Consider the following 26,782-nt stretch of genomic DNA (forward strand, 5'->3'; position numbering starts at 1 on the left):
CCTCAGGCGGCGACCAGCCGGACGATCTCGCGCGGCCGGGCCTCGCGCTCGTCGAAGGCCACGTCGACGTCGGCGGTCCCGAGCGCGGCCAGCGACGCGGCGAACGCCTCGTCGGACTCCCAGCGCACGATGGAGACCACCGCGTCCTCCGACAGCCAGCACTCGGCCGACAGGCAGCCGGGCATGCCCCGGAACGCCTCGGCCACCTTGCGCACCCGCCCGACGAACTCCTCCCGGTACGCGGCCTGCGGGTAGTGCTTGGCGATCATCGCGACGTTCATGGAATCCTCCTCTGTGTTGGTCAACATAGAATATGATTGTTAGCACAGAGGAGGTGGCATGACAACGCGACGGGAACAGACCAGCAACGAGAGCCGCGAGCTGATCCTCAACGCGGCGGCCGAGCTGTTCGCCGAGAAGGGCTACCGGCAGACCACGTTCCACGACGTGGCCCGGCGCTCGGGCATCAGCCGCGGCTCCATCCCGTGGCACTTCGGCGGCAAGGAGGGCCTGCTGCTGGCCGTGCTCGAACGTTCGGTGGCCAGGGTGCGCGACGGCCTGGCCGCCGTCCCCGAGACCGGCGATCCGGGGTTCGAGCCGTTCGACCAGGGGGTCGGCGCGCTGTTCGCCCTTCCGACCACCAAGCTCTTCGTCACCCTGCTGGTCGAGGCGCTGGAGCCCGGCTCGCCCGTCCGCGACCGCTACGTCGAGATCCACGAGGCGCTGCGCGACCACTGCCGGCGCTGGCTCGAACGCCTCCCGCTGCCGCCTGGCCTGCCGGCGGAGCCCCTGGCCGTCGCGCTCGTCGGCGCCGGCATCGGCATCCACCAGCAGTGGCTGCTCGCCCCGGAACGCGTCGACCACGCCGAGGCCCTGGCCGCCCTCCGCGCCCTGGTCGCCGCACTCCTGCCCCCGGCGCACGACTGACCGCGGCGCGGGCTAATCTTCCGCGCGGTCGGCCGCGATGCGGGCGAGCAGGGGCGGGGTCCAATGGTCGCAGTACGCGGCCCGCAGCCGGGGCAGCCGCCAGTCGCCGCCGGTCACGCGTTCGCGGCACAGGTACGTGCCGCACCGGCAGGGCATCGCCCGTCGCGGCGCGCGGCCACCGTGGTCGCGTCGAGGTGCCACAGGGTGGGGTCGCAGGAGTGGTTGCCGAAACGCACCGGGTGATCGGGGTCGAGCAGCAGGTGGACGCCCTCGCCGACGGTCAGGCTGTTGTAGGGAGGGGGCAGGCTGGCCAGGGCGTCGTCGTCGATGACCTGGCCGCCGAGCCGCATCACGGGCTCGTCCCGGCTGATCGGGCGGACGGCGAACAGGCCGGTGCCGTGGATCGCGGAGGGCCGGGCCACGGCGCTCGGGCTGAGCCGGCTCCGGGTCGCGTACGCGCCGCTCAAGGCGGGGTCCTTCCAGGGCGGGATCTCTCGTCCCGATCATCTCCCGGGTCGTCCGGACAGGACAGGACATCGACGGGTAATGGACGCGTCATGGCCGGTGCCGCCGGGCCGCGGACTGGACATGTCACCAGAGGGGGTGCCCCGGGCGAAAGGGAGGTCGTCATGAAGATCGTCGTGATCGGCGGGACCGGTCTGATCGGGTCGAAGCTCGTGAACAAGCTGGCCGGGGAGGGGCACGAGGCGGTCGCCGCGTCCCCGAGGACGGGCGTCGACGCCGTCACGGGGGAGGGGCTGGCCGAGGTCCTGGAGGACGCGTCGGTCGTCGTGGACGTCTCCAACTCGCCGTCGTTCGAGCGCGCGGCGGCCCTGGAGTTCTTCGAGAGCTCCACGGGCAACCTGATGGCGGCCGAGGCCGCGGCGGGCGTCGGCCACCACGTCGCGCTGTCGGTCGTGGGCGCCGAGCGCATGCCCGACAACGGCTACTTCGCCGCGAAGATCGCCCAGGAGCGGCTGATCGAGAAGTCGGGGATCCCGTACTCGCTGGTGCACGCGACGCAGTTCTTCGAGTTCGTGCGCGCCATCGCCGACGCGTCCACCGTGGACGGCGAGGTGCACATCGCGCCCGTGCTGTTCCGGCCGATCGCGGGCGACGACGTCGCGGCGGCCGTCGGCCGGGTCGCGACCGGGACGCCGCTGAACGGCCGGATCGAGATCGCCGGCCCCGAGCAGTACCGCATGGACGAGTTCTTCCGCAACGCCCTGGCCGGTCTCGGTGACCCGCGCGAGGTGGTCAGGGACGTGCACGCCCGCTACTTCGGCAGCGAGCTGAGCGAGCGCTCGCTGGTGCCCGGCGACGACGCCGTCCTGGGGCGGACCACGTACCAGGACTGGGCCGTCGCCCAGTAGGCCGCCGGCGGCCGGGAAGGAGGGCCCGCATGTCCCACGACGTACCGGGGAGGCCGCGTTCGACGGCCCGGCGGACGGCGCTGACCGTGCTGCAGGAGGTCCGTCCGGCGTTCGGGTTCGTGCCGGATCCGCGCGCCGCCCGCCGCGTCCAGGGCTGAGCGCCGCCCGGAGCGCGGTCTAGAACCAGGTGGCCAGGGCCTCCTCCAGCGCCGCGTCCGGTGCGTCGCCCGCCCAGGCGACGACGCCGTCGGGCCGGACCAGCAGGCCGGCGAAGTCGCGGACGTCCACCGGCTTGGCCGCCAGCAGCGGCACGCGCGGGTCGGCCGCCAGGCCGGCCCCGAGGTCCAGCAGCAGCCCCCGCCCGTCGTGGAGATGGTCGCCGACCCGGCTGCCGTCGGCCAGCTCCAGGTCGGGGACGCTCCGGCCGACCAGCGGATGGTCGCCGGGCAGCTCGTAGCGCTGCCAGACGCCCGAGAGCCGCTTGACGAAGTACGTGGTGCCCTCGGTCGTGCCGATCAGGTCGGACACGACGGCCCGCAGCGCCCGGGGACCGGCCTCGGGCCGCATGAGCTGCACCTGGGCGCGGGTCCAGTCGAGCACCCACGCGCCGATGGGGTGGCGTTCGGCGGTGTAGGTGTCGAGCAGCGCCTCGGGCGAGCGGCCCCGGACCACGGCGGCGAGCTTCCATCCGAGGTTGACGGCGTCGCCGATGCCCAGGTTGAGCCCCTGACCGCCGAAGGGCGAGTGGACGTGCGCCGCGTCGCCGGCCAGCAGGACCCGGCCGAGCCGGTAGGTGGTGGCCTGGCGGGCGTTGTCGGTGAAGCGGGTGGCCGTCCTGACTCCGGTGACGGTGACGTCCACGCCGGAGACGGCCCGCAGGCTGGCCTGGAGCTCCTCGGCGGTGACCGGCGTGGTGCGGTCCTCGGGCGGTCCGTCGAACTCGACGGTGAGGATGCGGCCGGGGGTCGGCCCGTTGGCGTAGGTGCCGGTGTCGGTGTGGTTCCAGCCGACGGCCAGCCCTTCGCCGCCCTCCATCGTCACGACGGCCTGGTGGCCGGTGATCAGCGGGGGCGTGCCGGGGAAGTCGAAGCCGGCCAGGCGGCGCACCGTGCTGCGGCCGCCGTCGCAGCCGACCAGCCACCCGCAGTGGAACTCCCGCTCGCCCGCCCGCACGACGACGCCGTCGGCGGCGGCCTCGAAGCCGGTCAGCTCCACGCCGCGCAGCACGTCCACGCCGAGCTCGGCGGCCCGTTCGCCGAGCACCCGCTCGATGTCCTGCTGCCGGATGCCGGTGAGGCGGGTGGCCGGCCCGCGGTCGGCGAAGTCGGGGTCGCTCTCGTCCACCAGCTCACTGAGCAGCCACAGCCCGGCGAAGTGCCCGGCGAAGGAGGACACCTTGGGCTGCTCGGCCGCCGCCGCCCCGCCCCGCTGCGCCATGAACGCCTGGATCGCCTTCATGGTCTCGGCCTGCGCCTCCTCCAGCACGGGGAACAGCCCGCGCCGGTAGAACGCCTCCGCCGTGGGCGTGTTGACCGAGCCCGCCTTGACCGTCTGGTCGATGTCGGTCAGCCGCTCCAGCACCGCCACGCGGACGTCGTGCAACCGCAGCTCACAGGCGAGCATCAGCCCCACGGGACCGCCACCGGAAATGATCACGTCGTAGTCCATGGCGAAAACTATACCCGACTAAATTTTGAGTGCGATACACTTTTTTTGTGAAAGAGACCCCATCGCTCCGCGAACGCAAGAAGGTCGAGACCCGCAAGCGCATCTCCGACCACGGCTCGATGCTCTTCTACGAACGCGGCTTCGACGAGGTGACCATCGGCGAGATCGCTGAGGCGGCGGACGTCTCCAAGGTGACGGTGTTCAACTACTTCCCCCGCAAGGAGGACATCTTCTTCGACCGCATCCCCGAGCTGGTCGACCTGGTCACCGAGACCGTCCGGGGCCGCCGGCCGGGCGAGCCGGTGCTGTCCGCGCTGCGGGACATGCTCGTCCGGCACGCGCGCGAGGGCCACCCGCTCGGCGGGATCGACGACCGGTTCGTGCACTTCTTCCGGGTGGTGATCGGCTCCGCGGCGTTGCGGGCCCGCGCCAGGGAGATCGCCGACGAGCTGGAGGCCGTGCTCGCGGCCCTGATCGACGAGTCCGGCGAGGGGCTGCCCGGCCGGTTGACCGCGGCCATGCTCGTCGGCGCGTTCCGCTCGGCCTACCTGACCGCCGCGGCCCGCCAGCTGGCCGGGGAGAGGGCCGCCGGCGTGCTCGCCGACCACGTCGCCGCCGTGGACCTGGCGTTCGAGGTGCTGGAACGGGGGCTGGCCGGTACGTAGGCGGCGGCATTACCTGACACGTAATCGACGGCATGACCTGCCCCGCGCGAGAGTTCTTCCGTAAGCGCGAGGACTTTGCGGGAGGATCACATGCCGTACTTCGACAGCCACGACGGGACCAGCCTGTTCTACACCGACTGGGGGCAGGGCGAGCCTGTCGTGTTCGTGGCCGGGGCCTGGCTCAGCAGCAGCTCATGGGAGTTCCAGATGATGCCGATGTCGGAGAGCGGCCTGCGCTGCGTCGCCTTCGACAAGCGCGGCCACGGCCGCTCCGACTGGCCCGGCCACGGATACGACTACGACAACCTCGCCGACGACCTGGCGGCGTTGCTGGACCACCTCGACCTGCGCGGCGTGACGCTGGTGGCGCACTCGATGGGCTGCGGCGAGGTGATCCGCTACCTGTCCCGCCACGGGGACGACCGGGTGAGCCGGATCGTGCTGATCTCGCCCACCGCGCCGCTGGCCGTCAGGACGCCCGACAACCCCGACGGCGTCGAGCAGGCCCGCTTCGACGCCGTCGCGGCCGACCGCGCCAAGGACCGCCCGAGGTGGCTGGCCCAGAACGCCCAGGCGTTCTTCGCCACGCACCTGGGCAACAAGATCTCCTCCGAGCTCGTCGAGTGGACCGTGCAGCGCTGCCTCGACTGCTCGGCCAGGGCCGCCCACGAGGTCGTCAGGACCGGCGTCTGCACCGACCTGCGCGAGGAGAGCGCCGCCGTCCGCGTGCCGACCCTGATCATCCACGGCGACGCCGACGCCTCGGCCCCCGTCTGGCTGTGCGGGCGGCGGCTGGCGAAACTGGTGCCGGGCAACGTCTACCACGAGTACGCGGGGGCCGGGCACGGCATCTTCATCACCCACGCCGACCGGCTCAACCAGGACGTGCTCGACTTCATCGCCGGCACCGGCCGCTGAACGCCGTCTCCGCGGGAGGGCGGGCGCACCGGTCAGGAACGGAGAAGCACCCGCCCCCGAACCCCCGCTACCGTGAGGTCATACCCTCGTAGCTGGTCGGATCCGCCCAGGCGACGCAGGCGGGGGGCCCGCGCGAGAGATGGAGAAACGATGAGCACGCACACGCCGCCCGAGCGGCAGGTCGCCGACAGCCACGATCTGATCCGGGTCCACGGCGCGCGCGAGAACAACCTCAAGGACATCAGCGTCGAGATCCCCAAGCGCCGGCTCACGGTGTTCACCGGCGTGTCCGGCTCGGGCAAGAGCTCCCTGGTGTTCGCCACGATCGCCGCCGAGTCGCAGCGGCTGATCAACGAGACCTACAGCACGTTCGTCCAGGGCTTCATGCCGACGCTGGCCCGGCCCGAGGTCGACGTGCTCGAAGGGCTGACCACCGCGATCATCGTCGACCAGCAGCGCATGGGCGCCGACCCCCGCTCCACCGTCGGCACCGCCACCGACGCCAACGCGATGCTGCGCATCCTGTTCAGCCGGCTCGGGCAGCCGCACATCGGCTCGCCCAACGCCTACTCCTTCAACGTGCCCTCGGTCCGCGCGACCGGCGCGATCACCGTCGAGCGCGGCTCCAGCAAGACGGTCCGGCAGAGCTTCACCCGCCTGGGCGGCATGTGCCCCCGCTGCGAAGGCCGCGGCACGGTCTCCGACATCGACCTCACCCAGCTCTACGACGACTCCAAGTCGCTGGCCGGCGGCGCCTTCACCATCCCGGGCTGGAAGTCCGACAGCTTCTGGACCGTGCGCGTCTACGCCGAGTCGGGGCTGCTCGACCCCGACAAGCCGATCCGCGACTTCACCAAGCGGGAGATGCAGGACTTCCTCTACCGGGAACCGACCAAGGTCAAGGTCGAGGGCGTCAACCTCACCTACGAAGGGCTCATCCCGAAGATCCAGAAGACGTTCCTGTCCAAGGACAAGGAGGGCATGCAGCCGCACATCCGCGCCTTCGTCGAACGGGCGGTCACCTTCACCACCTGCCCCGAGTGCGACGGCACCCGGCTCAGCGCCGAGGCCCGGTCCTCGAAGATCGACGGCGTCAGCATCGCCGACGCCTGCCGGATGCAGATCACCGACCTGGCCGCGTGGATCCGCGGCCTCGACCGGCCGTCCGTGGCGCCGCTGCTGGCCACCCTGGGCCGTACGCTCGACTCCTTCGTCGAGATCGGGCTCGGCTACCTGTCCCTCGACCGGCCGGCCGGCACGCTGTCGGGCGGCGAGGCCCAGCGCGTCAAGATGATCCGGCACCTCGGCTCCTCCCTCACCGACACCACGTACGTCTTCGACGAGCCCACCATCGGCCTGCACCCCCACGACATCCAGCGGATGAACGGCCTGCTGGCCAGGCTGCGCGACAAGGGCAACACCGTGCTCGTCGTCGAGCACAAGCCGGAGGCCATCGCCGTCGCCGACCACGTCGTCGACCTCGGCCCCGGCGCCGGCACCGAGGGCGGCACCGTCTGCTTCGAGGGCACCGTCGAGGGGCTGCGGGCCAGCGGCACGGTCACCGGCCGCCACCTCGACGACCGCGCCCGCCTGAAGGAGGAGGTGCGCAAGCCCACCGGGGCGCTGGAGATCCGCGGCGCGGACAAGCACAACCTGCGCGACGTCGACGTCGACATCCCGCTCGGGGTGCTGGTCGTCGTCACCGGCGTGGCCGGTTCCGGCAAGAGCTCGCTCGTGCACGGGTCCGTCCCGGCGGGCGCGGGCGTGGTGTCGATCGACCAGAGCCCGATCCGCGGCTCGCGGCGCAGCAACCCGGCCACCTACACCGGCCTGCTCGACCCGATCCGCAAGGCGTTCGCCAAGGCCAACGGCGTCAAGCCGGCCCTGTTCAGCGCCAACTCCGAGGGTGCCTGCCCCAACTGCAACGGCGCCGGCGTCATCTACACCGACCTGGGCGTGATGGCCGGCGTCGCCACCGTGTGCGACGAGTGCGAGGGCAGGCGCTTCCAGGCCGAGGTGCTGGAGTACCGCTTCGGCGGCCGGGACATCAGCGAGGTGCTGGCGATGCCGGTGACCGAGGCCGAGGACTTCTTCGGCGCGGGCGAGGCGCGCACCCCGGCCGCGCACGCCATCCTCGGCCGGCTCGCCGACGTCGGGCTCGGCTACCTGAGCCTCGGCCAGCCGCTGACCACGCTGTCCGGCGGCGAGCGGCAGCGGCTCAAGCTGGCCACCCAGATGGCCGACAAGAGCGGCAGCGTCTACGTGCTCGACGAGCCCACCACCGGCCTGCACCTCGCCGACGTCGAGCAGCTTCTCGGCCTGCTCGACCGGCTCGTCGACGGCGGCAAGTCGGTGATCGTCATCGAGCACCACCAGGCGGTCATGGCGCACGCCGACTGGATCATCGACCTCGGCCCCGGAGCCGGCCACGACGGCGGCCGGGTCGTCTTCGAGGGCACCCCCGCCGACCTCGTCGCCGCCCGTTCCACGCTGACCGGCGAGCACCTGGCGGCCTACGTCGGGGCCACGAACCCGTGAGGCTGCTCGTCGTCGGCGGCAGCGGCTTCCTGGGCGGCGAACTCGTCCGGCAGGGCGTGGCGGCCGGGCACGAGGTGGCCGCGACCTGCCACAGCCGTCCCGGGGAGGCGTCCGGCGTCGCGTGGTCGCCGCTCGACGTGCGCCGGCGCGCCGACGTCGAGGCGCTGGTCGCCGAGGTCCGGCCGGACGCGGTCGTCAACGCCACCTCCCGGCAGCACGACTGGGCGACCATGGCCACCGGGGCGGCGAACGTCGCCCTGGCCGCCGCCGCGGCGGGCGGTCACCTGGTCCACGTCTCCAGCGACGCCGTCTTCTCCGGCGCCGCGACCCGCTACGACGAGACGTGCCTCCCCGACCCGATCAGCCCGTACGGCGCGGCCAAGGCGGCCGCCGAGACGGCCGTGGCCGCGGTCGCGCCGGACGCGGTGATCGCCAGGACGTCGCTGATCGTCGGCGCCGGCTCGCCGCACGAGGCGCTGGTGCACGCCCTGGCCACCGGCCGGACGAAGGGCGCGCTGTTCACCGACGACGTGCGATGCCCGGTGCACGTCGCCGACCTCGCGGCGGCCCTCCTGGAACTGGCCGCCTCCGGCCGGTCCGGCGTCCACCACGTCGCCGGGGCCGACGCGCTGAGCCGGTACGAACTGGGCCTGCTCGTCGCCCGCCGCGACGGCCTCGACCCGGACCGGATCCCGGCGGGCCTGCGCGCCGGGTCGGGTGTGCCCGGCCCGCTGGACGTGCGCCTCGACTGCGCCGCCACCCGGCGGGCGCTGCGGACCGAGCTGCGCGGCGCGCGACGGTTCCTCGACGCGGCCCGCCCCTGACCTCGCCCCCTCAGAGCCGCTGGTTGATGCGGATCAGGTTGCCCGCCGGGTCGCGTACGGCGCAGTCGCGCACCCCGTACGGCTGCTCGGCCGGCTCCTGGACGATCTCCGCGCCGTTGGCCGCCAGCCGGTCGAAGACGGCGTCGAGGTCGTCCGTGGACAGGTTGATGCCGGCGAAGGTGCCCTTGGCCATCATCTCGACGATGGTGCGGCGCTCGTCCTCGGTGATCCCGCAGCCGTCGGGGACGGGCGGCTGCAGCACGATCGACGTGCCGGGCTGGCCTGCGGGGCCGACGGTGATCCAGCGCATCCCGTCGTAGCCGACGTCGCCGCGCACCTCGAAGCCGAGCGCGTCGCGGTAGAAGGCCAGGGAGGCGTCCGGGTCGTCGTGGGGGAGGTAGCTGGAGTGGATGGTGATGTCCATGCCGGTCACGCTAGCCGCGCCCCGCCTGGCGGCGCTTCTCCGTTCCTGACCGCCGTCCGGCCGCGCGCTCAGCCTGCATCTGGCAGAGGTACCTTCAACAGGGCGCTGGCTGGAATCCTGGCGGCGCCGCAGGCTTGCCGGCATGACAGAGACCTTGCGGAGCGACGCGCGGCTGGGGCTGCGCGGCCGGCTCATCCTGATCACCTTGTGCGGTGCGACGTTCATGACCGGCCTCGACTATTCGATCATCACGGTGGCGTTGCCGGAGATCGGCCGGGACCTGGGCTTCGCCACCGCTTCCGGCCTGCAGTGGGTGGCCACCGCCTGCCTGCTGCCCACGGCCGCGTTGATGCCCTTGTTCGGGCGGGCCTCCGACACGCTGGGCCGGCGCCGCCTGTTCATCGCCGGAGTGCTGACGTTCGCGGCGTTCTCGCTGCTGGCGGCCTCGCGCCGACCCCCGGCCTGCTGGTCGCGGCGCGGGCCGGGCAGGGCGTGGCGGCGGCCATGATCGGCCCGACCGCGCTGGCCCTGATGACCGCCGCCTTCCCCGAAGGGCCGCGGCGGACGCGGGCGCTGGGCGTCAACGGCGCCCTGCTCTCGCTGGGGTTCGTCATCGGCACGATCGGCGGCGGGCTCATCACCAGCGGACTGAACTGGCGCTGGACGATGCTCATCCTGTTCGGCATCGGCGTCCTCGTGGTGGCGGGCGCGTTCGCCGTGGTCCGCGAGAGCGCAGCCAGGCAGCGGACCCGGCTGGACGTGCCGGGTGCACTGCTGGCCGCCGCCGGCCTGTTCGCCCTGGTCTACGGCATCTCCGCCGGCGACGGGGACGGCTTCGTGACGCCGGTGATCCTGCTCGCCGCGGCGGCCCTGCTGGGCGCGTTCCTCGTCGTCGAGTCCCGGCACCCCGTCCCCCTGGTGCCCCTGCGCCTGCTGCGCCGCCGGACCGTCACGTGGGGGATGACGATCGGGCTGGTGACGTTCGGCATGTGCGGCGGCGCGACGCTGCTGCTCAGCATCTACATGCAGGACGTGCTCGGCTGGTCGCCGTTGCGGACGGGGCTCGGCTTCCTGGGCGAGGGCGTCGCCGCGCTGCTCGCCGGCACCGTCGCGGCCCGGCTGATCGGCGCCAGGGGCACCGCCGCGACCATCGTGCTCGGCCTGGTCGTGCAGGCCGCCGGCACGGCGGCGATGGTGCTGCTGCCGGCCCAGGGCGGGCTGCCGGTGCTGCTGGCCACCTCGGCGGCCATGGGCTTCGGGCACGTGCTGACCGTGGTGGCCGCCATCACCACGATCACCTCCGGCCTGGACGAGGCCGACCAGGGCGTGGCCGGCAGCCTCGCGCAGCTGCCCACGTTCGTCGGAGCCGTGGGCGTGGCGGGGCTGACCGCCGTCGTGGCCGCGCGCACCGAGGCCCTCGTCCCGGTCACCACCCGCGTGCTGGCCACGCTGGGCGGGCTGCACGCCGCCTTCGTCGTGGCGGGGGCGGTCGCCCTGCTCGGCGCGGCGGCCGCCGCGCTGCTCCCGCGCCGCGCCCCCGCCGCACGCCCCGCCGACCGCCGGCTCGCCGCCTGACGGGCGACGCGACCGGTCAGGCGCCGGCGAGCCGGTGCGACGGGACGGGTCGGGCGGCGACGAGTTCGATCAGGCGGCCCAGTCGCTCCGCCGACGGCGTTCCCGGCTCGGCCTGGAACACCGTCACCCCCTGGCCCTCGTCGTCGGGCGTGCGCAGCAGCTCGGCGGTGAGGGTCATGACGCCCACCTCCGGATGCCGGTAGTCGCGGGAGATGGAGGCGCAGTTGCTGACCGGATGCTCCGACCACATCTCCCGGAACTCCGGGCTGCGCACCAGCAGCTCCTCGACCAGGCCGGTCACGCCCTCGTCGCCGGGGAACCTGGACAGCGACCCCTGCAGGTACGCGATGTCGTCCCGGGCCTTGCCCGGCCAGTCCACGTACAGGCGGCGGGCGAAGTCCAGCTCCAGGAAGTCCATGAGGATGAAGTTGGGTCGCTCCTCGGCGTCGAAGGCCCAGTGGGGGGCCAGCAGGGCGTGCGCCGGCCGGTTCCAGGCCAGGATGTCGCCCCGCCGGCCCACCGCGATCGCCGGCGCCCCGGCGAAGGAGTCGACCATGAGCCTGATGCCGGGACGCAGCCGCTCGGGCCGGACCCGTTCCCTGGCCCGCGCGACCCTGGCCAGCCGGTGCAGGTGCCTGACCTCGTCCTCGTCCAGGCGCAGCACGCGGGCGATCGCGTCCAGCACGTCGTCGGAGACGTTCGGGCTCTGCCCCTGCTCCAGACGCGTGTAGTAGCCGACGCTGACCCCGGCCAGCGGGGCCACCTCCTCCCTGCGCAGCCCCGCCACCCGGCGGTGGCGGACGCCGTGACTCAGCCCCAGCTCCTCGGGGCTGAGCCGGGCACGACGGGAACGAAGGAACTCACCAAGCGCGGACCCGGGATACATAGCCCCACAGAATGGCAGAAGCCTCGCGACCGGGTCAGCTGTGGCCCGGGGCGGGCGTGCTCCCCGGTTCCAGCGGCAGCACCGGGATGCGCAGGGTGGTCGTGCCGGTGGTCAGGCGGAAGGTGACGTCGATCGGCGTGGCGCCGAGCGGACGGTCGATGTCCAGGACCTCCAGGTGCGGACGGCTCTGCCCCTCCTGGAGCGAGACGGTCGAGCGAGCCGGCACCGTCACGTTGACGTCCTGCTGCGGCGCGCCCGGCCCCGCGCGGTAGACGACCTTCCTGGCGTGCACGGTGGTGACGCCGTCGAGCTTCTGGGGCTGGTCGCTCTCGTTGACCAGCGTCAGGTAGAGGCCCAGGTCGTCGCCCGCCTTCTGCCGGTCCATGGGCGGGGCCAGGATGTGCACGTGCAGCAGCCGCATCGCGCCCACCTGCCCGTCGACCAGCCCCTCCCTGGAGGTGCCCTGGGGGAGGGGCGACTCCCGCTGCCCCGGGTTGCAGGCCGGCAGCAGCGCCAGCACGCAGAGGGCCGACAGGAAGGGCAGCAGCGCTCGCGGGCCCCGTGGTGATGTCCTCATGTTCGTGCCTTCGTGTGGTGTGAGGCCGGTGACGAGGCCACAGCGCGGGCCCGCTCGCACGAGCGCCGCCTGCGGGGGGTTGACCGCAACCACGATGTACCCCCTTGACCGGCCCCCATGCCGGACGCGCCTACCCGCCGGAGTCGCGGTAGAAGCTCAGCCCGGCGTGCTCGGGATCGGTGTAGACCTTCACCGTCCCGTCCGGGTACGCGGCGAACGGCAGGACGACGCCGTCCGGGCACGGGTGCAGGAACATCAGCGTCGGCCCCACGACGACGAACGAACGGGCCTGCGGCGTGGCGTGCTCGGAGCCGTGCTCGGCACGCCAGCTGGCCACCCGGTCGGCCGCGCCGGGCTGCCGGGCGACGTCCTCCACCTTCCCGATCAGGTCCTCGATGGCGACCTGGTCGAGGATCTCGACCTGCACCTGCTGCGGTTCCCCCATGCCGTTCTTCCTTGGCTCGTGTCCTGCCCGCTCCCCGCCCACCCCGGGATGAGCGGCCTACCCCCTGCCCGGTCCGGCGAAACGACGCAGGTCAGAGCCCTGATCGCGCGGCGGGCGCGGCACGGCGTCCCCTCCTCGGCCACCGGACGGATCGCCGGCGGCGGCGGTGACGATAGACCGCGTCCCGGCCGGGCAGAGAAGGGGGTTTCTCAGGTTCAGGAGCCCCCATGTCTGGTGATCAGTTCACGCCCTCCGCCCCGCCGGGCGAACCCGGCACGGCCGGCCGGGACGGCCACGCGTCCGGCCCGCGACCGGACGCGCCGGGCCTGCCCTTCGGCAGGCCCGGACGGCCGTTCGGCAGCACGCCCTTCGTCTTCGGGTTCACCGCCGCGCTCGGTGTGCTGACCGCCTGGCTGCTGGTCCAGGCGCTCACCGCCAGCGCCTCGATGCTCATGCTGATCGTCGTGTCGTTGTTCCTGGCCGTCGGCCTGGACCCCGCCGTGCGGTGGCTGGAGGAGCACGGCCTGCCCCGCTGGGCCGCGATCACCGCGGTGTTCGCGGCGGTGATCGTGCTGTTCGCCGGGTTCGCCATGGCGGTCATCCCGGCGCTGTCGGAGCAGGCGGGCCAGTTCGCCGACCAGTTGCCCACCTACATCCAGCAGTTGCAGAACAACCCCCAGATCCGCGACCTGGACCAGCGCTACCAGCTCCTGGAACGGCTGCAGGCGTACCTGACCAGCGGCGACCTCGGCCGGCAGGTGTTCGGCGGGCTGCTCGGCATCGCCTCGATCGTGGTCAGCGCCGTGTTCTCCACGCTGACCGTGCTCATCCTCACCCTGTACTTCCTGGGCGCGCTGCGCTCGATCACGCGCACCGGCTACCGGCTGATCCCGCGCAGCCGCAGGGACCGGGCCCGGCTGCTCGGCGACGAGATCCTCGCCCGGGTCGGCGGCTACGTGGCCGGCAACCTGATCATCTCCCTGATCGCGGGCGTCACCACGTTCGTCTTCCTGTCGATCGCGGGCGTGCCGTACGCGCTCGCGCTGGCGATCATCGTGGCCCTCACCGACCTCATCCCGCTCATCGGCGCGTTCATCGGCGCGGGCATCGCCACGCTGTTCGCCTCGCTCCCGGTGGCCATCGCCACGCTCATCTTCTTCATCGTCTACCAGCAGATCGAGAACTACCTGATCGCGCCCAAGGTGATGAAGTCGTCCGTGGACGTGCCGGCCGCCGCCACCATCGTGGCCGCCCTCATCGGCGGCGCCCTGCTCGGCGTGGTGGGGGCCCTGCTGGCCATCCCGGTCGCCGCCGCCGTCCAGGTGATCGTCAACCACGTGGTGCTGCCCCGTCAGGAACGTCACTGAGGACGCGGGTGTGAGCGCCTGACCTCGGGGTACCTGGGCCGGACCCGACGCCCGGCAATCTTCGACCCCGGCCGGGCGCCCCGACCCCAGGGAGACCGTCCATGGACGCGATCGTGCTGCTCAAAGAAGACCACAAGACGGTGGAGAAGCTGTTCAAGGAGTTCGAGAAGGCGGGCTCCGGCGCCCACAAGACCAAGCAGAAGATCGTCGCGCAGGTCATCGAGGAGCTGACCGCGCACACCTACATCGAGGAGACGATCTTCTACCCGGCCGCCCGCGCGGACACCCCGGACACCACCGACCACATCCTGGAGAGCGTCGAGGAACACCACGTCGTCGTCTGGATGCTGGCCGAGCTGAAGGACCTCGACCCGGCCGACGAACGCTACGACGCCAAGATGACGGTGCTCATGGAGAACGTCCGCCATCACGTCGAGGAGGAGGAGAAGGAGTGGTTCCCGCAGGTGCGCGAGTCCATGGGCCGCAACCGGCTGCGGGAGCTGGGTGAGGAGATGGACAAGGCGAAGGCCGAGGCCCCCCGCGACCCCCTGAAGATCCCCAGCGCCTCCTCCTAGGCACGGCGGGATGGAACGGCTTGGAACGCCCCAACAGGTGCAGGCCGATCCATCCCGATCCAGGAGGAGACCATGACGTACCTGAGGAGAAAGGTGCCGGCGGCGGTACTGGCCGGCGCCGCCCTCGCGGCGGTCGTCGCGACGCCCGCCGCCGCGCGGACGGGCACGCTGTTCGACGGCTTCGGCCGGAACCTCGCCGAGAACGTCGCGCTCGCCGACGCCGAGTCCGACGCCCGCTCGAACGCGCTGCGTCACGGGTTCACGACGTGCCAGGTGTTCGAGTCGGTGACCTCCCAGGACGCGCGTACGCACGTGTTCTCCGCCCTGGTCACGGTGAGTTGCGAGGACGCCGCCCTGTAGGGCGTCACGGTGGGCGCGGCGCGCCGGGCAACCGGACAAGTCCGGCGCGTTTTACCGTCGTCCGACGTGGGGTTGATCTGGCACTAAGGTGTGCCGCATGAATATAACTACGGAGAGTAGCGTCATGCGCACTCTCAGACACGATGTGCCGGCATCGCTGGTGGTGTTCCTCGTCGCGGTGCCCCTCTCGCTCGGCGTGGCCCTGGCCGCGGGGGCGCCGCTGGCCGCCGGGCTCGTCGCCGCCGCCGTGGGCGGCATCGTCGCCGGGCGCCTGGGCGGCTCGGTGGTGCAGGTCAGCGGCCCGACCGCGAGCCTGACGGTGGTGATCGCCGGTCTGGTGCAGACCTACGGCTGGCGCGCCACCTGCCTGATCACGATCGTGGCCGGCGCCCTTCAGGTGCTGCTCGGCGCGTTCAAGGCGGCCCGGGCCGCGCTCGCGGTCTCGCCCGCGGTCGTGCACGGCATGCTCGCCGGGGTCGGCATCATCATCGCGCTCGCCCAGCTGCACGTCGTCCTCGGCGGCAGCCCCGAGCAGTCGCCGTGGGCCAACCTGGCCGAGCTGCCCAGCCAGATCATGGACCTGCACGGCCACAAGGTGATGGTCGGCATCCTCACCATCACGGTCCTGCTGGCCTGGAGCCGGATGCCCAAGCCCGTCCGGGCGATCCCCGCGCCGCTGGCCGCGCTGCTCGCCGCCGCCGTCACCGCCGCGGTGTTCGGCTGGAACGTCACCCGCATCGACCTGTCCGGCGCGATCACCGCGTGGGCGCCTCCGGTGCTGCCGGCCGGCGACTGGCAGCACATCGCCATGGGCGTGCTGCTGGTGGCGCTGGTGGCCGGGGCGGAGTCGCTGCTGTGCTGCGTGGCCACCGACAGCATGCACACCGGCCCCCGCTCCGACCTCGACCGCGAGCTGACCGGCCAGGGTGTGGCCAACATGGTGAGCGGCTTCCTCGGCGGGCTCCCGGTCGCCGGCGTGATCGTGCGCAGCACCACCAACATCCAGGCGGGCGCCCGCACCCGCTGGGCGGCGATCCTGCACGGCGTCTGGGTCCTGCTGTTCGCCCTCTGCCTGGGCTGGACGATCAAGCTGATCCCGATGGAGGCGCTGGCCGCGCTGCTGGTCTTCATCGGCATCAAGACCATCAGCCTCGGCCACCTCAGGAAGGTCCACGGCCACAACGAGGTGCCCGTCTACGTCATGACCATGTCGGGCGTGATCCTGGTCGGGCTCGCCGAGGGCGTCCTGGCCGGGCTGGCGCTGGCCGCGCTGCTGGCGTTGCGGCGGCTGACCCGGGTGACCGTGGACAAGCGGCAGGAACCCGGCGGGGTCATGCACGCGACGGTCTCCGGCTCGCTCACCTTCCTGGGCGTGCCCCGGCTGACCCAGGAGCTGCGCGCCATCCCGCCCGGCGTCGCCGTCGACCTCGACCTGAACATCGACTTCATGGACAACGCCGCCTTCGACGCGATCCACTCCTGGCGGCTCGACCACGAACGCCTGGGCGGTACGGTCACCATCGACGAGCTGCACGACGAGTGGTACACGATGGCGGCCAGCGGCGGGCGCATGTTCCCGGCCAAGAGCCCGCCCAAGGCGCCCGGCCGCTGGTGGCTGCCGTGGACCCACCGCGGCCGTCCGCTGTCGGCCACGGCGGCGATCGAGTGCCGGCTCGCCCAGGGCGCGGACGAGTTCCACAAGCGCACGGCCCCGCTGCTGCGGCCCATCTTCACCCAGCTCGCCACCCAGCAGCGGCCCTCCCACCTGTTCATCACCTGCGCCGACTCCCGGGTCGTGCCCAGCCTGATCACCTCCAGCGGGCCCGGCGACCTGTTCACGGTCCGCAACATCGGCAACCTGGTGCCGTGCGCCGGCTCCGAGCCGCACGACGACTCGGTGGCCGCCGCCATCGAGTACGCCACCGGCGTCCTGAACGTGCACACCATCACCGTCTGCGGCCACTCCGGCTGCGGCGCGATGGCGGCGCTGCTGAAGGGCCCGGCGACCATCGAGGGCCTGCCGCAGCTCAGCCGCTGGCTCCGGCACGGCCGTCCCAGCATCGACCGGCTCGGCGAGGACGGCCACGACACCTCCGCCGAGGACGCCTCGCTCGACGCGCTGTGCCGGCTCAACATCCAGCAGCAGCTGGAGAACCTGCGGACCTACCGCAAGGTCGACGAGCAGGTCAGAGCGGGGCAGCTGACGCTGGTCGGCCTGTACTTCGAGATCGGTTCGGCGCGGGTGCACCACGTGCCGCCGCGCACCCCCGAAACCCCGGAGTCCGGTGGCCAGCTGCCGACCGAGCCCACCCCGCTGTAGGCGCGTGCCCGCCGCGCCGGTCCGCCCGGCGCGGCGGGGTCACACGACGTGGTTGCGCAGGCCCAGCTCCTCCGGATAGGGCGAGAAGTACGTCTGGTCCTGGACGTACGTGGCCGCCTCGCCCCTGGCATGGTGGCGCAGCAACGTGAGCGGCACGCTCAGCGCCACCCGGTGCGCCGCGTACGAGCCGATGACCTCGACGAGGTCGGCGCGGCGCACCGGGTCCAGCTCGTCCCCGACCATGCCGAGGCAGTGTTGCAGCACGTTGACGTTGCGCCCGATCGACGCCTTGACCGCCATCGCCTCCCGGAACGCCCTGCCGTACTCCTCGGCGAGCTCCTCGCGCGGCCGGACGCCCGCGGCGGCCACCAGGCGGCCGGTCTCGCGGTAGCCGTCGGGGGAGTGGGCCAGCAGTTGCATCTTGTGCCGGGCCTGGAAGGCGACCAGGTCGCGCGGCCGCCAGTCGCCCTCCAGCAGCTCGCGCAGCCGCGCGTGGGCGAAGATGCGCTCGACGAACGCCTCCCGCAGGACCGCGTCGTTGAGCCGGCCCTCGTCCTCGACGGGCAGCAGCGGGTGGCCCTCGATCACCGCGTCGGCGAACAGGCCCCGGTTGTTCCTGGTCACCGCGTTGTCCCCGGCGTAGAGCGGGATGCCGTGGATGCCGCAGCTCGGGCTCTTGGCCTTGAACACGTAACCGTCGGCCGCCAGGCGCGGGGAGCGTTCGGCGGCCAGGTCGTCCATGGCGGCGGTGAGGTCGCGGCGGCTCTGCCGGGTCATCAGGCGGGGGCCGGCGGGGGAACGTTCCAGGCGCAACGTCTCGCGGGGCGCGCCGAGGCCGATCTCCATCTCGGGGCAGATCGGCACCCAGTCCACGAACGGCGCCAGCTCCTGCGTCAGGAATCGGGCGCGGCTGTGCCCGCCGTTGTGCCGTACGGGCTCGCCGAGCAGGCAGCTCGACACCGCCACCCGTGGCCTGCCCCAACCGTGCGCCTCCACCATGTCCTGACAGATGCCCACCACAGGCGTCCGCACGCCACGAAGATTTGTCGCAACCAGGGCGTAGCGTTCAGGCATGACGAATGCGCACATTCCGCTTGATGGCGAGCAGTGGCAGCCCGGGGATCTCGTCGTCGACGCCGACGGCGGCCTGTTCACGCGCGCGAGTGCGCAGGACCAGGCGGACGGTGTGCCGTGGGGGCGTCCCCGGCACACCGCCCGGCACGCCGACGGGAGCACCCACGTGCCGGCGGGCGAGGCGGGGGAGCAGGTGCCCGCTCGCCCGCTGACGCTGCTGCTCCGCGACGGGCGGCCGGCGCTGCCGGTCGTACCGGCGGACGCGGCGACCGTGCTCGGCACGCAGGCCCGGCAGACCGCGGCGCTGGCCGGGGTCGGCGGCCTGTTCCTGGCCGCCACCGCCTTCGACCCGGACGGCGCCGGCGACCCGAGGGCGGCCCGGCTGCGCGCGGACCTGCTGGATCACGTGGTGGTGGTGGACGACGCGGAGGAACTGACGGCGATGTTCGGCGGCGCGGCCGACGGGCTGCTCGTCGAGCTGGCGGAATGGCACCAGCGCATCGTCGGCGAGACCGCCTGACCGGCCCCGGCCTTCGCCGGCGAGCGCGACGGACACCCGTAGCGGGACCGTCAGCCGGTCCTGGCGCGCAGGCTGCGCGCCAGGACGGGGACCAGCGAGATCGCGGTCAGCGACCCCGCCGTCCACCGGAACCGCCCGGCCTGCGCCCTCCGCCTGCCGCCAGAGGTGGAAGGCGACGGCGGGCTGCCGGTTCACGGCCGTGGGGACGGCGCGCAGGCCCCTCAGGTCCACGAAGCCGCTCTCGACCCAGTCGTTCACCACCATGTCGCGGCCGACGCACAGACCCGGCGTGGGCGGCATCGAGCAGCGGACGTCGTCCCGCGGCAGCGCGGTGAGCCCGAGGGCGCGGCGCGAGGTGCTGGACCGCGACCAGGTAGGCCAGCTCGACCGTCTCCCGCGCGACCGCGACGGTCTCGGGCTCGTCCGCGTCGCCCCCGGGCAGCTCGTCGAGCAGCCGGTGCCGCTCCGCCATCCCCGAGAACGTGAGCTCGTCGACCCCGTCCAGCCGCGTGTCCGTACTCATCACCGGGGCGGCGCCGGGGGCAACTGGGACACCGGGTGCAGTGCGGGCCTCAGTTTGCGCCGCACCAGCCGGCGGATGGTCCACACATGCCTCAGTCGCGGCACGGTCGGCGGGAACGGGGTGAACCGCGGACGCCACGCGTGGTCGAAGGACAGGATTCCCTGGAGCGGGAAGTCCCAGCGGAGGCCCTTGGCGTGCGGGTCGGGCGGCGGGATGTCCGGCAGCAGCGGTAGGGGCGGCCAGTCGACGTCCGGCTCGGCGGACGACCTCGTCGCGTACTCCTGGGCGGCACTCTCCCGGAAGGCGTGGTAGATCTCGTCGTCATAGACGAGCAGCAGCAGCCGGACGGGCGTGGTGGTGCGGAGCGCCTCGGTGAACTCCCACATCGTCCCGGGACCGGGGGCCGCCGTCATGATCACCGCGTGCGCGCCCCGGATCAGCCCGCTCACCGTGCCCTGCCAGTCGTCGACCGGCAGATATCCGCGTTCGGCCCCCAGCTCCGGCAGGCGTTCGCCGGGTTGCCCGATCGCGACGACGCGACCCGGCCCGCGGAACTGACGCACCAGGAACTCCTCCTGCGTCCCGGGCAGCTCGAAGGGCGAACGGGTGGTCCAGCCCGGAGCCTGGTCCGGGGGCAGGGCCATCGCGGGGTCGATGGCGAAGGGGCGCAGATAGAGCAGATACCGCTTCCCGGCAAGCTCCTCGAACGACGGGATGATCCGGTGGCGGTGCCGCCTTCCCCGTTTCAGGAGATCGGCGCTGACACCGTAGAGCAGCATCGGAGGCACCACGATCGCGACCGCGATCAGCGGCGGCGCCCACAGGGGGAGATCCGCATCGGACACCAGCTCCTTGTACAGCGAGCTGCCGATGAGGGGCACCAACAATGCCAGGGCGCCCAGTGTCCATCCCAGAACGGTCAGCACCCGTCCGCGGGCGGGGCTTTGAACGGCCCGGCCGTCAATGTGGCCGCCGTCGTCACGTGGTCGTCGGAAGGGGCCGATGGCGGTCGCCAGAAGGTTGTTGACGGTGGCGATGACGATGATCAGCCAGGGAATGTGAAAGTTATTGGAAATGCTGAACTCGGTGGCGATGACCGACACGCCGGCTGCCGTGATCGTGACCAGCGTGGCGACATGGACAAACGTCTCGGGCCTGCTCGGGCGTTCGGTGAGCAGAGTGTTGATGGCCGCGCCGAGTATCGCCGCGGCCAGAATGGGAAAGAGCATCTCGGCGACCACGTCGCCGACGAAGAGCGCCACTCGAACGAACGGGGTGTCCAGGTCGTCGCGGATCGCGATGTAGGAAAATGCGGCGAACTGCCGGCGTTCCTGTGCGTAGCTCACCATTGCCACCCACACGGCCGCGAACACCGTGGCGACCAGGCACATCCTGATCACCAGGGTGTTCGCCGCCGCCATGGGTGAATCGGAATTCCGGCCGTGACGAACGTCATGCATTGTTGCGACCGCCTGGATGAGCGCGGCGGCAACGGCGGTCCACGTGACGGCACCGGAAACGGGGGACACCCGCCCATGGTCGCACAGCAAGAATGTCGCCGGCCTGAACTTGAGAATGGCGCAGGCCCGCATACTCGAATGGAGACTGCCGCCGGCCTGGAATGGCGCAGTACGCCGTCCCCGGTCAGGACGCGGGCCGGGCGAGCGTATAACCGAGCATCGGCCACACCTCGCCCTTGACCTCCTGCGTCTTGTCCCGCTGTGGATCACGACGGAACCCCGTGCGCGATGCCACCAGCCGCGAGGCGACGTTGTCGCGATGAGCACGCAGCCACAGCTCGCCCAGGCCGACGTTCCGGAAGGCCCAGGCGCTGAACAGGGCCACGGCCCTGGTCGCTGCCCCGCGCCCGCGCGCCTCGGCGGCCACCCAGTAGGAGATCTCCCCGAACCGGCCGTCATGCCGCAGCGCGATGTTGCCCAGCCGCCGCCCGGTGACCGAGTCGCAGACGAGGAAGCCCTCGTCGGCCTCCGACTCGCGCAGCCGGACGATCGCGGCCAGCACCTGCGCGGCGTCCAGGGTCGGCGAGTCGGTCGTGAACCGCTGGATGAGCGGGTCGCGCACGCTCTCGGCGTACCAGCCGGCGTCCTCGTCGGTCCACGCGCGGAGCCGTACCACCCCGTCGTCCAGGTTCTGATCGTGCATGGCCGAACCCTGCCAGAGGAGCTCGCGTCCGGCGAGGCAGGGGACGTCGCGCTAGGCGTTCAGGGTGGCCACGACCTGGTCGTAGTCGCCGCGCGCCTCGCCGTACCGCAGGAACTTCACCCGCTCGACCTGGATCTCCTTCGCGTCCGGCCGGGTCTCCAGCAGCTCCATGACCTCTGCCACGAACTCCTCCAGAGGCATCGCGTGCTCGACGAACTCCTCGCCGGGCAGCAGCGCGGTGCGCACGGCCGGCGGTTCGAGCTCCACGATCTTCACCGACGTGTCGGCCAGTTGCAGCCGGATCGACTCGCTGAGCATGTGGACGGCCGCCTTCGAGGCGTTGTAGCTCGGCGTGATCCTCAGCGGCGCGAACGCCAGCCCCGAGGAGACGGTGACGATCGTCGCGTCCGGCCGGGACCGCAGGTGCTCGATGAACGCGGCGATGAGCCGGATCGGGCCCAGCACGTTGGTCGTCACGGTCTCCTCGGCCGTGGCGAGGAACGTCGCGGGGTCGTGCCAGTCCTCGACGCGCATGATCCCCGCCATCGTGACCAGCACGTTGAGATCGGGGTGCCTGGCCAGGACCTCCTTCGCGGCCGACTCGACGCTCGCGGCGTCCGAGGTGTCGATCCGCACGGTGTCGAGGCCCGGGTGCTCGGCCGCGATCCGCTCCAGCAGGTCGGCGCGCCGCCCGCCGACGATGACGGTGTTCCCCCTGGCATGCAGCGCGAGGGCGAGAGCGAGCCCGATCCCGCTCGTGGAACCGGGGATGAAGACGGTGTTGCCTGAGATGTTCATGCCGTCCAGGTTCCCCCTCCGGGCGCAGCGGGTGCAGAGAGCGCTCATCGGGGGATCGGCGATCCCTGGCTGACGGTCATCAGCCCTGGTGAGGCGGCACGATACTGGGAGGCATGGACCGCGCATCGCTCGCCGACTTCCTCCGACGCCGCCGCGAGTCGCTGCAGCCCGAGGACGTCGGACTGCCCGCGGGTGCCCGCCGCCGCGCCCCGGGGCTGCGGCGCGAGGAGGTTGCCGCCCTCGCCATGATGTCGACCGACTACTACACCCGGCTCGAACAGCGGCGCGGCCCGCAGCCCAGCCTCCAGATGCTCGCCGCGCTGGCCCGCGCGCTGCGGCTGACCACCGACGAGCGCGACTACCTGTTCCGGGTGGCGGGCCAGAACGCCCCGGCCGCCGTCACGGCGGCCACGCACGTCGCCCCCGCGCTGCTGCGCGTTCTCGACCGGCTCAGCGACACCCCCGCGCTCATCATGTCCAACCTGTGCGAGACGCTCGTGCAGAACCGCATGGCCGAGGCGCTGTTCGGCGACAGGTCCGCCCACACCGGGCTTGCCAGGAGCGACATCTACCGCTGGTTCACCGACCCCGGCGAGCGGCTCGTCTACCCCGAGGACGACCGCGACCGGCAGAGCCGCGCCCTGGTCGCGAACCTGCGGGCCGCGTACGGCACGATGGGGCCGCGCTCGCGGGCCGGCGAGCTCGTGCGGACGCTGTGCAAGGCGAGCACGGAGTTCGTCGCGCTGTGGGACAGGCACGAGGTCGCCGCCCGCTTCGCGGACCACAAGATCATCGTCCACCCCCGGCTCGGGCCGATCGAGCTCGACTGCCAGGCACTGTTCACCGAGGATCAGTCGCAGGCGCTCCTGGTGCTCACCGCTCCGCCGCGCACCGAGGCCCGCGAGAAGCTGGAACTCCTCGCGGTGCTGGGCTACGAACGTTTCCCCACCGACGTGCCGGGCTGACCGCTGCCGACCCTGGCGGACGAGGGGCGGCCGTCAGCAGGGCCAGGCCGGCGGTGGTGGCCAGGGCGAGGGCGGCCGCCGGGGCGCCCCGATGGGGACGAACCGCCTTCCCCGTCATGGAAGCGGCGTCACCTGCCCGACGTCCGTTCCGCGACCCCCCAGAACCACTCGATCTTGGCCGCGTGCCTGCGCTCCTCGATCCATTCGCCGAAGATCCGGCGCTCGACGAGGTCGCGGACCGTCCCGTCGAGCACGGCCGGCTCCACCGCCAGGACCTTGACCAGCAGGTGCCCGCCCTCCACGGGGAACGGCCCGGCGACCGTCCCGGGAGGCGCCCCGAAGATCCGCTCGGCCGTCTCCGCGTCGAGGTCGCCCCGGCGGAGGGTGGCGAACACCTCGCCCGGCCGGGCGCTGCCGTCGGCGAAGGCCCGCTCGACCATCTGGAGGAACGCGGTCGCGTCGGGCACGGCCGGTACGTCGGCGAACACCACGCGCGCGACCCGGACGACGTCGAACTCCCCGCCGTGTTCGGCGAACCAGTCCTCCACCCGTCCCGCGGCCACCCGCGAGCGCAGCGCGGCGACGGCGGCCTCGACCGCGACCAGCTCCTCCAGCTCCCGGTGGGAGATGCGGTTGCGGTCCATCCAGGCCCGGGTCGCCGCCCCGGTCAGCAGGCCGCGTGCGCGGCGGAAGGCGTCCATCGCCTGCTGCAGCGCGGCGTCGCTCAGCGGTTCCCGCGCCTCCGCCAGCTCCTCGCGTACGAGGCTGTCGGCGATGAGCCGGTCGGCCAGCGCGGACTCGTCCCAGATGAAGTCCAGGCAGGCGATCGCCCTGGCCACGGGGGTCTCGATGCCGTTGACCCGGAGCAGCAGGTGCTCGCCCGCGCGGTGCACGCCGCGCAACGGCCACGGCAGGGCCCGGTCGGCGCACCAGGACAGCGAGATCGTGGCGCCGTCGCCATCCTTGATGAGCAGGGCGTGGTGCAGTGACCCGTCGAACTCCTCGCGCTGGGCGACCAGTCGCGTCCGGGTGTGCGGGTACGCCGCGCGGAACCCCTCCAGGCCGCCCTCGGGCGCGCCCGAGCTGAGCAGGCCCACCGCGTCGGCGAGCATCGGCCCGTACGTCATCGCCGCACTCCGTTCTTGAGCAGTTCGCCGATCGCCGTGCTGATCGGCAGCCCGGTCGCGTCCTCGATCCACAGGAACTGGCCGTTCGGGTTGATCTCCAGGAAGACGTGGCGGCCGTCCGGCGTGAGGATCAGGTCGATCGCGCCGTACGTCAGCCCGAGCCGCTCGACCAGCTCCAGGCAGCGTCCGGCGACGTCGCCGGGCAGGTCGTGCGGCAGGACGGGGGTGGCCCCCGGGTCGTAGTGCCGCCAGTCGTAGCGGGTGTGGTTGCTGACCTGGGAGTGGATCTCCGCGGCGAAGAGCTCGCCGCCCACCACCGTCACCCGCACCTCGACCCGCTTGGGAACGTACGCCTGGACGATGACCGGGCATAGGCGCAGGGCGTCGGCGTGACCGAGGTCGGCCGGGGTCACGGGCGCCGCGAAGCGCCCGAACCGCTCACCGCCCGCCTCCGGCTGATTGCCGTGCACGGGCTTGGTGATCACCCGGCCCTCGTGCCGGTCGTAGAAGTCGAGGAAGCAGTCGGGATCGTTGGTGATCAACGTCGCGGGCAGGTCGAAGCCCAGCCGCCTGGCCACCTCCAGCTGGTACGGCTTGCGCCCCGCACGGTCGATGACCGGCCTGGAGGCCGGGACCTTGAGGCACCCCAGGCCGTCCCACAGGCTCTCGGCCAGGACGCGGCACTCCTCCTCGACGTGGTCGCGGGCGACGGTCCGAGGATGGGCCACCGGGTCGCCCGGGCGGCGGTACCAGATCGCGGTCAGCTCGTCGAGGACGAGACGTCGTCCGTCCTGGACGAGGGTGCGGACGGTCGAGCCGTCTCCCGGATGGCCGATCTGCAAGGTGGCGTCGGCGGGGAAGCGCGCGGGGTCGAAGACGGCGACGTCCGCCCCGGCGAGCGTGCCCACGACGCGCTCGGCGTGCTCGTCTGCGTCGCAGGTCAGTACGAGGATCATCAGCGTGGTTCCGGTCGGGGGCGCGACCCGGGCCGCGCCCCCGCGGCGCACTAGTTGCTGTCGCCGGAGGTGTGCGAGTGGCCGCCGTGGATCACGATGACCTGGCTCTTGGCGCCGCCGCTCACCTGGAGCAGCTGGCCCTCGTCGAGCTCAGCGCCGTACGCGGCGATGTCGTCGATGCTGGTACGCGTCTTCCCCATGATCATTCCCGCCCTTTTGTCTGCATGGGGAGCCGAATGCGCCCCATCGCGTGGAACACGGTAGGGAGGCGGCGTCCGGGGCGTCGTCCGCCGGATGGATGATCAGCCGTCATCCTGCGGGCGGAGCGCTGTCCGCGGTCTGCCATGATCATCTTTGGGCGGGAGGAGCCCGTCCGGGGGAGGAGCGGGTCGATGGCGTTCACGACGCAGAGGTACGCGACCGTCCGCGGGCTGCGTCTGGCCTGGCTGGACGCGGGCGAGGGGCGGCCCTCGGGGGACGGGGTGGTGCTGGCGCTGCACGGGCATTTCGGGCGGGCGCGCATGTTCGCGTCCCTGGCCGGCGCGCTGGCCCCGCGCTACCGCGTGATCGCCCTGGAGCAGCGCGGGCACGGGCACTCCGCCCGCGGCGACGGCGATTTCGAGCCGGACGCGTACGTGGCCGACGCCGCCGCGTTCCTGCGCGGTCTCGGCCTGGGGCCGGTGGTCGTGCTGGGCCACTCCATGGGCGGCGTGGTCGCGTTCCGGCTGGCCGCCCGGCACCCGGAGCTGGTCCGGGCGCTGGTCGTGGAGGAGGGCGGGGCGGACAACCGTCCGCCGGAGGTGCCGCATCCGGTGCTGGACGTGAGCGGGTGGCCCCGCCGCGCCGCCACCCTGGACGAGCTGCGCCGCGCCATCGAGGCGCGCGGCATCCCCGACGCCGGCTACTTCCTGGACAGCGCCGTCGAGCGCGGCGACGGATGGGAGCTGCTGTTCGACCACGACGACATGATGGCCTCGCAGCGGGCGCTGGTGGGCGACTGGTGGGCCGACTGGCTCGGCTCTGACTGCCCGGCGCTGCTCGTCCACGGGCTGGACAGCTTCGTCCTGCCCACGGCCCTGGCCAGGCGGATGGCCGCGCGTCGGCCCGGCACCGTGCTGCGCGAGTTCGCGGGTTGCGGTCACTGGGTGCACGACGACGATCCCGTGGGGTTCGCCGAGGTCGTCCGCGCGTTCCTGGACGGCCTGTGAGACGCG

30 protein-coding genes are annotated in these 26,782 nt (G+C 72.5%); 16 read left to right on the forward strand and 14 right to left on the reverse strand.

Going from position 1 to position 26,782, the window contains the following annotated elements; translation table 11 throughout:
* Window positions 1-2: 2 nt before the first annotated feature.
* Complete coding sequence (locus tag ACWCSU_RS45920) at window positions 3-281, reverse strand: antibiotic biosynthesis monooxygenase family protein (RefSeq protein ID WP_357707858.1); 279 nt, start codon at window positions 279-281, stop codon at window positions 3-5.
* A gap of 58 nt (window positions 282-339) precedes the next feature.
* Between ACWCSU_RS45920 and ACWCSU_RS45925 the strand changes: the two genes are divergently transcribed.
* A complete protein-coding gene (locus tag ACWCSU_RS45925) occupies window positions 340-927 on the forward strand; it encodes a TetR/AcrR family transcriptional regulator (protein WP_357707859.1) in 588 nt (195 codons plus the stop codon).
* A 113-nt stretch (window positions 928-1,040) separates the two neighbouring features.
* Here the strand turns inward: ACWCSU_RS45925 and ACWCSU_RS45930 are convergent, their stop codons facing one another.
* On the reverse strand, window positions 1,041-1,394 hold the full coding sequence (locus ACWCSU_RS45930) for a hypothetical protein (protein ID WP_449942659.1): 354 nt from the start codon (window positions 1,392-1,394) through the stop codon (window positions 1,041-1,043).
* Window positions 1,395-1,556: 162 nt separating this feature from the next.
* Between ACWCSU_RS45930 and ACWCSU_RS45935 the strand changes: the two genes are divergently transcribed.
* Both ACWCSU_RS45935 and ACWCSU_RS45940 read left to right on the forward strand, forming a co-directional pair.
* Window positions 1,557-2,300, forward strand: a complete 744-nt coding sequence (locus ACWCSU_RS45935) for an SDR family oxidoreductase (protein WP_357707863.1) — start codon at window positions 1,557-1,559, stop codon at window positions 2,298-2,300.
* Between the two features lie 29 nt (window positions 2,301-2,329).
* A complete protein-coding gene (locus ACWCSU_RS45940) occupies window positions 2,330-2,458 on the forward strand; it encodes a hypothetical protein (RefSeq protein WP_357707865.1) in 129 nt (42 codons plus the stop codon).
* A 19-nt stretch (window positions 2,459-2,477) separates the two neighbouring features.
* Here ACWCSU_RS45940 and ACWCSU_RS45945 read toward each other — a convergent pair whose 3' ends face one another.
* Window positions 2,478-3,968 (reverse strand): FAD-dependent oxidoreductase, encoded by a 1,491-nt coding sequence (locus ACWCSU_RS45945; protein ID WP_449942660.1) that lies wholly within the window; start codon window positions 3,966-3,968, stop codon window positions 2,478-2,480.
* A 47-nt stretch (window positions 3,969-4,015) separates the two neighbouring features.
* On the opposite strand from ACWCSU_RS45945, the gene ACWCSU_RS45950 reads away from it, so the two are divergent.
* The 4 genes from ACWCSU_RS45950 to ACWCSU_RS45965 all read left to right on the forward strand — a co-directional run bounded on the left by ACWCSU_RS45950 (window position 4,016) and on the right by ACWCSU_RS45965 (window position 8,913).
* On the forward strand, window positions 4,016-4,633 hold the full coding sequence (locus ACWCSU_RS45950) for a TetR/AcrR family transcriptional regulator (RefSeq protein WP_449942661.1): 618 nt from the start codon (window positions 4,016-4,018) through the stop codon (window positions 4,631-4,633).
* Window positions 4,634-4,723: 90 nt separating this feature from the next.
* Window positions 4,724-5,551, forward strand: a complete 828-nt coding sequence (locus ACWCSU_RS45955; protein ID WP_357707869.1) for an alpha/beta fold hydrolase — start codon at window positions 4,724-4,726, stop codon at window positions 5,549-5,551.
* Between the two features lie 150 nt (window positions 5,552-5,701).
* A complete protein-coding gene (locus ACWCSU_RS45960) occupies window positions 5,702-8,089 on the forward strand; it encodes an ATP-binding cassette domain-containing protein (protein WP_449942662.1) in 2,388 nt (795 codons plus the stop codon).
* Window positions 8,086-8,913 carry a sugar nucleotide-binding protein gene (locus tag ACWCSU_RS45965; protein ID WP_357707872.1) on the forward strand — a complete coding sequence of 276 codons (828 nt, stop codon included), beginning with the start codon at window positions 8,086-8,088 and terminating at the stop codon, window positions 8,911-8,913. The genes ACWCSU_RS45960 and ACWCSU_RS45965 overlap by 4 nt, the downstream gene beginning before the upstream one ends.
* Window positions 8,914-8,923: 10 nt before the next feature.
* On the opposite strand, the gene ACWCSU_RS45970 is transcribed toward ACWCSU_RS45965, so the two are convergent.
* Complete coding sequence (locus tag ACWCSU_RS45970; protein WP_357707873.1) at window positions 8,924-9,337, reverse strand: VOC family protein; 414 nt, start codon at window positions 9,335-9,337, stop codon at window positions 8,924-8,926.
* Window positions 9,338-9,479: 142 nt separating this feature from the next.
* Between ACWCSU_RS45970 and ACWCSU_RS45975 the strand changes: the two genes are divergently transcribed.
* Both ACWCSU_RS45975 and ACWCSU_RS45980 read left to right on the forward strand, forming a co-directional pair.
* Window positions 9,480-9,845, forward strand: a complete 366-nt coding sequence (locus tag ACWCSU_RS45975; protein ID WP_449942663.1) for an MFS transporter — start codon at window positions 9,480-9,482, stop codon at window positions 9,843-9,845.
* On the forward strand, window positions 9,830-10,912 hold the full coding sequence (locus tag ACWCSU_RS45980) for an MFS transporter (RefSeq protein WP_449942664.1): 1,083 nt from the start codon (window positions 9,830-9,832) through the stop codon (window positions 10,910-10,912). The genes ACWCSU_RS45975 and ACWCSU_RS45980 overlap by 16 nt, the downstream gene beginning before the upstream one ends.
* A 16-nt stretch (window positions 10,913-10,928) precedes the next feature.
* Here ACWCSU_RS45980 and ACWCSU_RS45985 read toward each other — a convergent pair whose 3' ends face one another.
* The 3 genes from ACWCSU_RS45985 to ACWCSU_RS45995 all read right to left on the reverse strand — a co-directional run bounded on the left by ACWCSU_RS45985 (window position 10,929) and on the right by ACWCSU_RS45995 (window position 12,820).
* Entirely contained in the window at window positions 10,929-11,798 is an 870-nt protein-coding gene (locus ACWCSU_RS45985; RefSeq protein WP_449942665.1) for a helix-turn-helix transcriptional regulator, read from the reverse strand.
* A 34-nt stretch (window positions 11,799-11,832) separates the two neighbouring features.
* The gene (locus ACWCSU_RS45990) at window positions 11,833-12,375 is read right to left on the reverse strand and encodes a copper chaperone PCu(A)C (protein ID WP_364087395.1); all 543 of its coding nucleotides are present in this window, start codon (window positions 12,373-12,375) and stop codon (window positions 11,833-11,835) included.
* A gap of 130 nt (window positions 12,376-12,505) precedes the next feature.
* The gene (locus ACWCSU_RS45995) at window positions 12,506-12,820 is read right to left on the reverse strand and encodes a hypothetical protein (RefSeq protein WP_357707879.1); all 315 of its coding nucleotides are present in this window, start codon (window positions 12,818-12,820) and stop codon (window positions 12,506-12,508) included.
* Window positions 12,821-13,047: 227 nt separating this feature from the next.
* Here ACWCSU_RS45995 and ACWCSU_RS46000 point away from each other — a divergent pair, with 227 nt between their 5' ends.
* The 4 genes from ACWCSU_RS46000 (at window position 13,048) to ACWCSU_RS46015 (ending at window position 17,442) form a co-directional block, all read left to right on the forward strand.
* A complete protein-coding gene (locus tag ACWCSU_RS46000; RefSeq protein ID WP_449942666.1) occupies window positions 13,048-14,187 on the forward strand; it encodes an AI-2E family transporter in 1,140 nt (379 codons plus the stop codon).
* Between the two features lie 101 nt (window positions 14,188-14,288).
* A complete protein-coding gene (locus tag ACWCSU_RS46005; RefSeq protein ID WP_357707881.1) occupies window positions 14,289-14,762 on the forward strand; it encodes a hemerythrin domain-containing protein in 474 nt (157 codons plus the stop codon).
* Between the two features lie 72 nt (window positions 14,763-14,834).
* A complete protein-coding gene (locus tag ACWCSU_RS46010; RefSeq protein ID WP_357707882.1) occupies window positions 14,835-15,122 on the forward strand; it encodes a hypothetical protein in 288 nt (95 codons plus the stop codon).
* Window positions 15,123-15,246: 124 nt separating this feature from the next.
* Entirely contained in the window at window positions 15,247-17,442 is a 2,196-nt protein-coding gene (locus ACWCSU_RS46015; protein WP_357707883.1) for a SulP family inorganic anion transporter, read from the forward strand.
* A gap of 39 nt (window positions 17,443-17,481) precedes the next feature.
* On the opposite strand, the gene ACWCSU_RS46020 is transcribed toward ACWCSU_RS46015, so the two are convergent.
* Window positions 17,482-18,441, reverse strand: a complete 960-nt coding sequence (locus ACWCSU_RS46020) for a YbgA family protein (protein WP_364103101.1) — start codon at window positions 18,439-18,441, stop codon at window positions 17,482-17,484.
* A gap of 73 nt (window positions 18,442-18,514) precedes the next feature.
* Here ACWCSU_RS46020 and ACWCSU_RS46025 point away from each other — a divergent pair, with 73 nt between their 5' ends.
* Window positions 18,515-19,036: a hypothetical protein gene (locus tag ACWCSU_RS46025; protein WP_357707884.1), complete on the forward strand. Its 522-nt coding sequence runs from the start codon at window positions 18,515-18,517 to the stop codon at window positions 19,034-19,036.
* A 522-nt stretch (window positions 19,037-19,558) separates the two neighbouring features.
* Here ACWCSU_RS46025 and ACWCSU_RS46030 read toward each other — a convergent pair.
* From ACWCSU_RS46030 to ACWCSU_RS46040, 3 genes are all read right to left on the reverse strand, one after another.
* Window positions 19,559-21,088 carry a hypothetical protein gene (locus ACWCSU_RS46030; protein WP_449942667.1) on the reverse strand — a complete coding sequence of 510 codons (1,530 nt, stop codon included), beginning with the start codon at window positions 21,086-21,088 and terminating at the stop codon, window positions 19,559-19,561.
* Between the two features lie 115 nt (window positions 21,089-21,203).
* Window positions 21,204-21,722 carry a GNAT family N-acetyltransferase gene (locus tag ACWCSU_RS46035; protein ID WP_449942668.1) on the reverse strand — a complete coding sequence of 173 codons (519 nt, stop codon included), beginning with the start codon at window positions 21,720-21,722 and terminating at the stop codon, window positions 21,204-21,206.
* A gap of 51 nt (window positions 21,723-21,773) precedes the next feature.
* Window positions 21,774-22,520 (reverse strand): SDR family oxidoreductase, encoded by a 747-nt coding sequence (locus ACWCSU_RS46040; RefSeq protein WP_357707887.1) that lies wholly within the window; start codon window positions 22,518-22,520, stop codon window positions 21,774-21,776.
* 113 nt (window positions 22,521-22,633) lie between these two features.
* Here ACWCSU_RS46040 and ACWCSU_RS46045 point away from each other — a divergent pair, with 113 nt between their 5' ends.
* Entirely contained in the window at window positions 22,634-23,485 is an 852-nt protein-coding gene (locus ACWCSU_RS46045; protein WP_357707888.1) for a helix-turn-helix transcriptional regulator, read from the forward strand.
* Window positions 23,486-23,613: 128 nt separating this feature from the next.
* Here ACWCSU_RS46045 and ACWCSU_RS46050 read toward each other — a convergent pair whose 3' ends face one another.
* From ACWCSU_RS46050 to ACWCSU_RS46060, 3 genes are read right to left on the reverse strand one after another with little or no spacing between them, the layout of a single operon-like run.
* The gene (locus ACWCSU_RS46050) at window positions 23,614-24,612 is read right to left on the reverse strand and encodes a TIGR04500 family putative peptide maturation system protein (protein ID WP_449942669.1); all 999 of its coding nucleotides are present in this window, start codon (window positions 24,610-24,612) and stop codon (window positions 23,614-23,616) included.
* Entirely contained in the window at window positions 24,609-25,568 is a 960-nt protein-coding gene (locus ACWCSU_RS46055) for an MvdC/MvdD family ATP grasp protein (RefSeq protein WP_449942670.1), read from the reverse strand. The genes ACWCSU_RS46050 and ACWCSU_RS46055 overlap by 4 nt, the downstream gene beginning before the upstream one ends.
* A 50-nt stretch (window positions 25,569-25,618) precedes the next feature.
* Window positions 25,619-25,768, reverse strand: a complete 150-nt coding sequence (locus ACWCSU_RS46060; protein WP_357707891.1) for a hypothetical protein — start codon at window positions 25,766-25,768, stop codon at window positions 25,619-25,621.
* Between the two features lie 192 nt (window positions 25,769-25,960).
* Between ACWCSU_RS46060 and ACWCSU_RS46065 the strand changes: the two genes are divergently transcribed.
* Window positions 25,961-26,776 carry an alpha/beta fold hydrolase gene (locus ACWCSU_RS46065; protein ID WP_449942671.1) on the forward strand — a complete coding sequence of 272 codons (816 nt, stop codon included), beginning with the start codon at window positions 25,961-25,963 and terminating at the stop codon, window positions 26,774-26,776.
* Window positions 26,777-26,782: the final 6 nt, after the last annotated feature.

The sequence above is a fragment of the Nonomuraea sp. NPDC001699 genome (assembly GCF_053596455.1).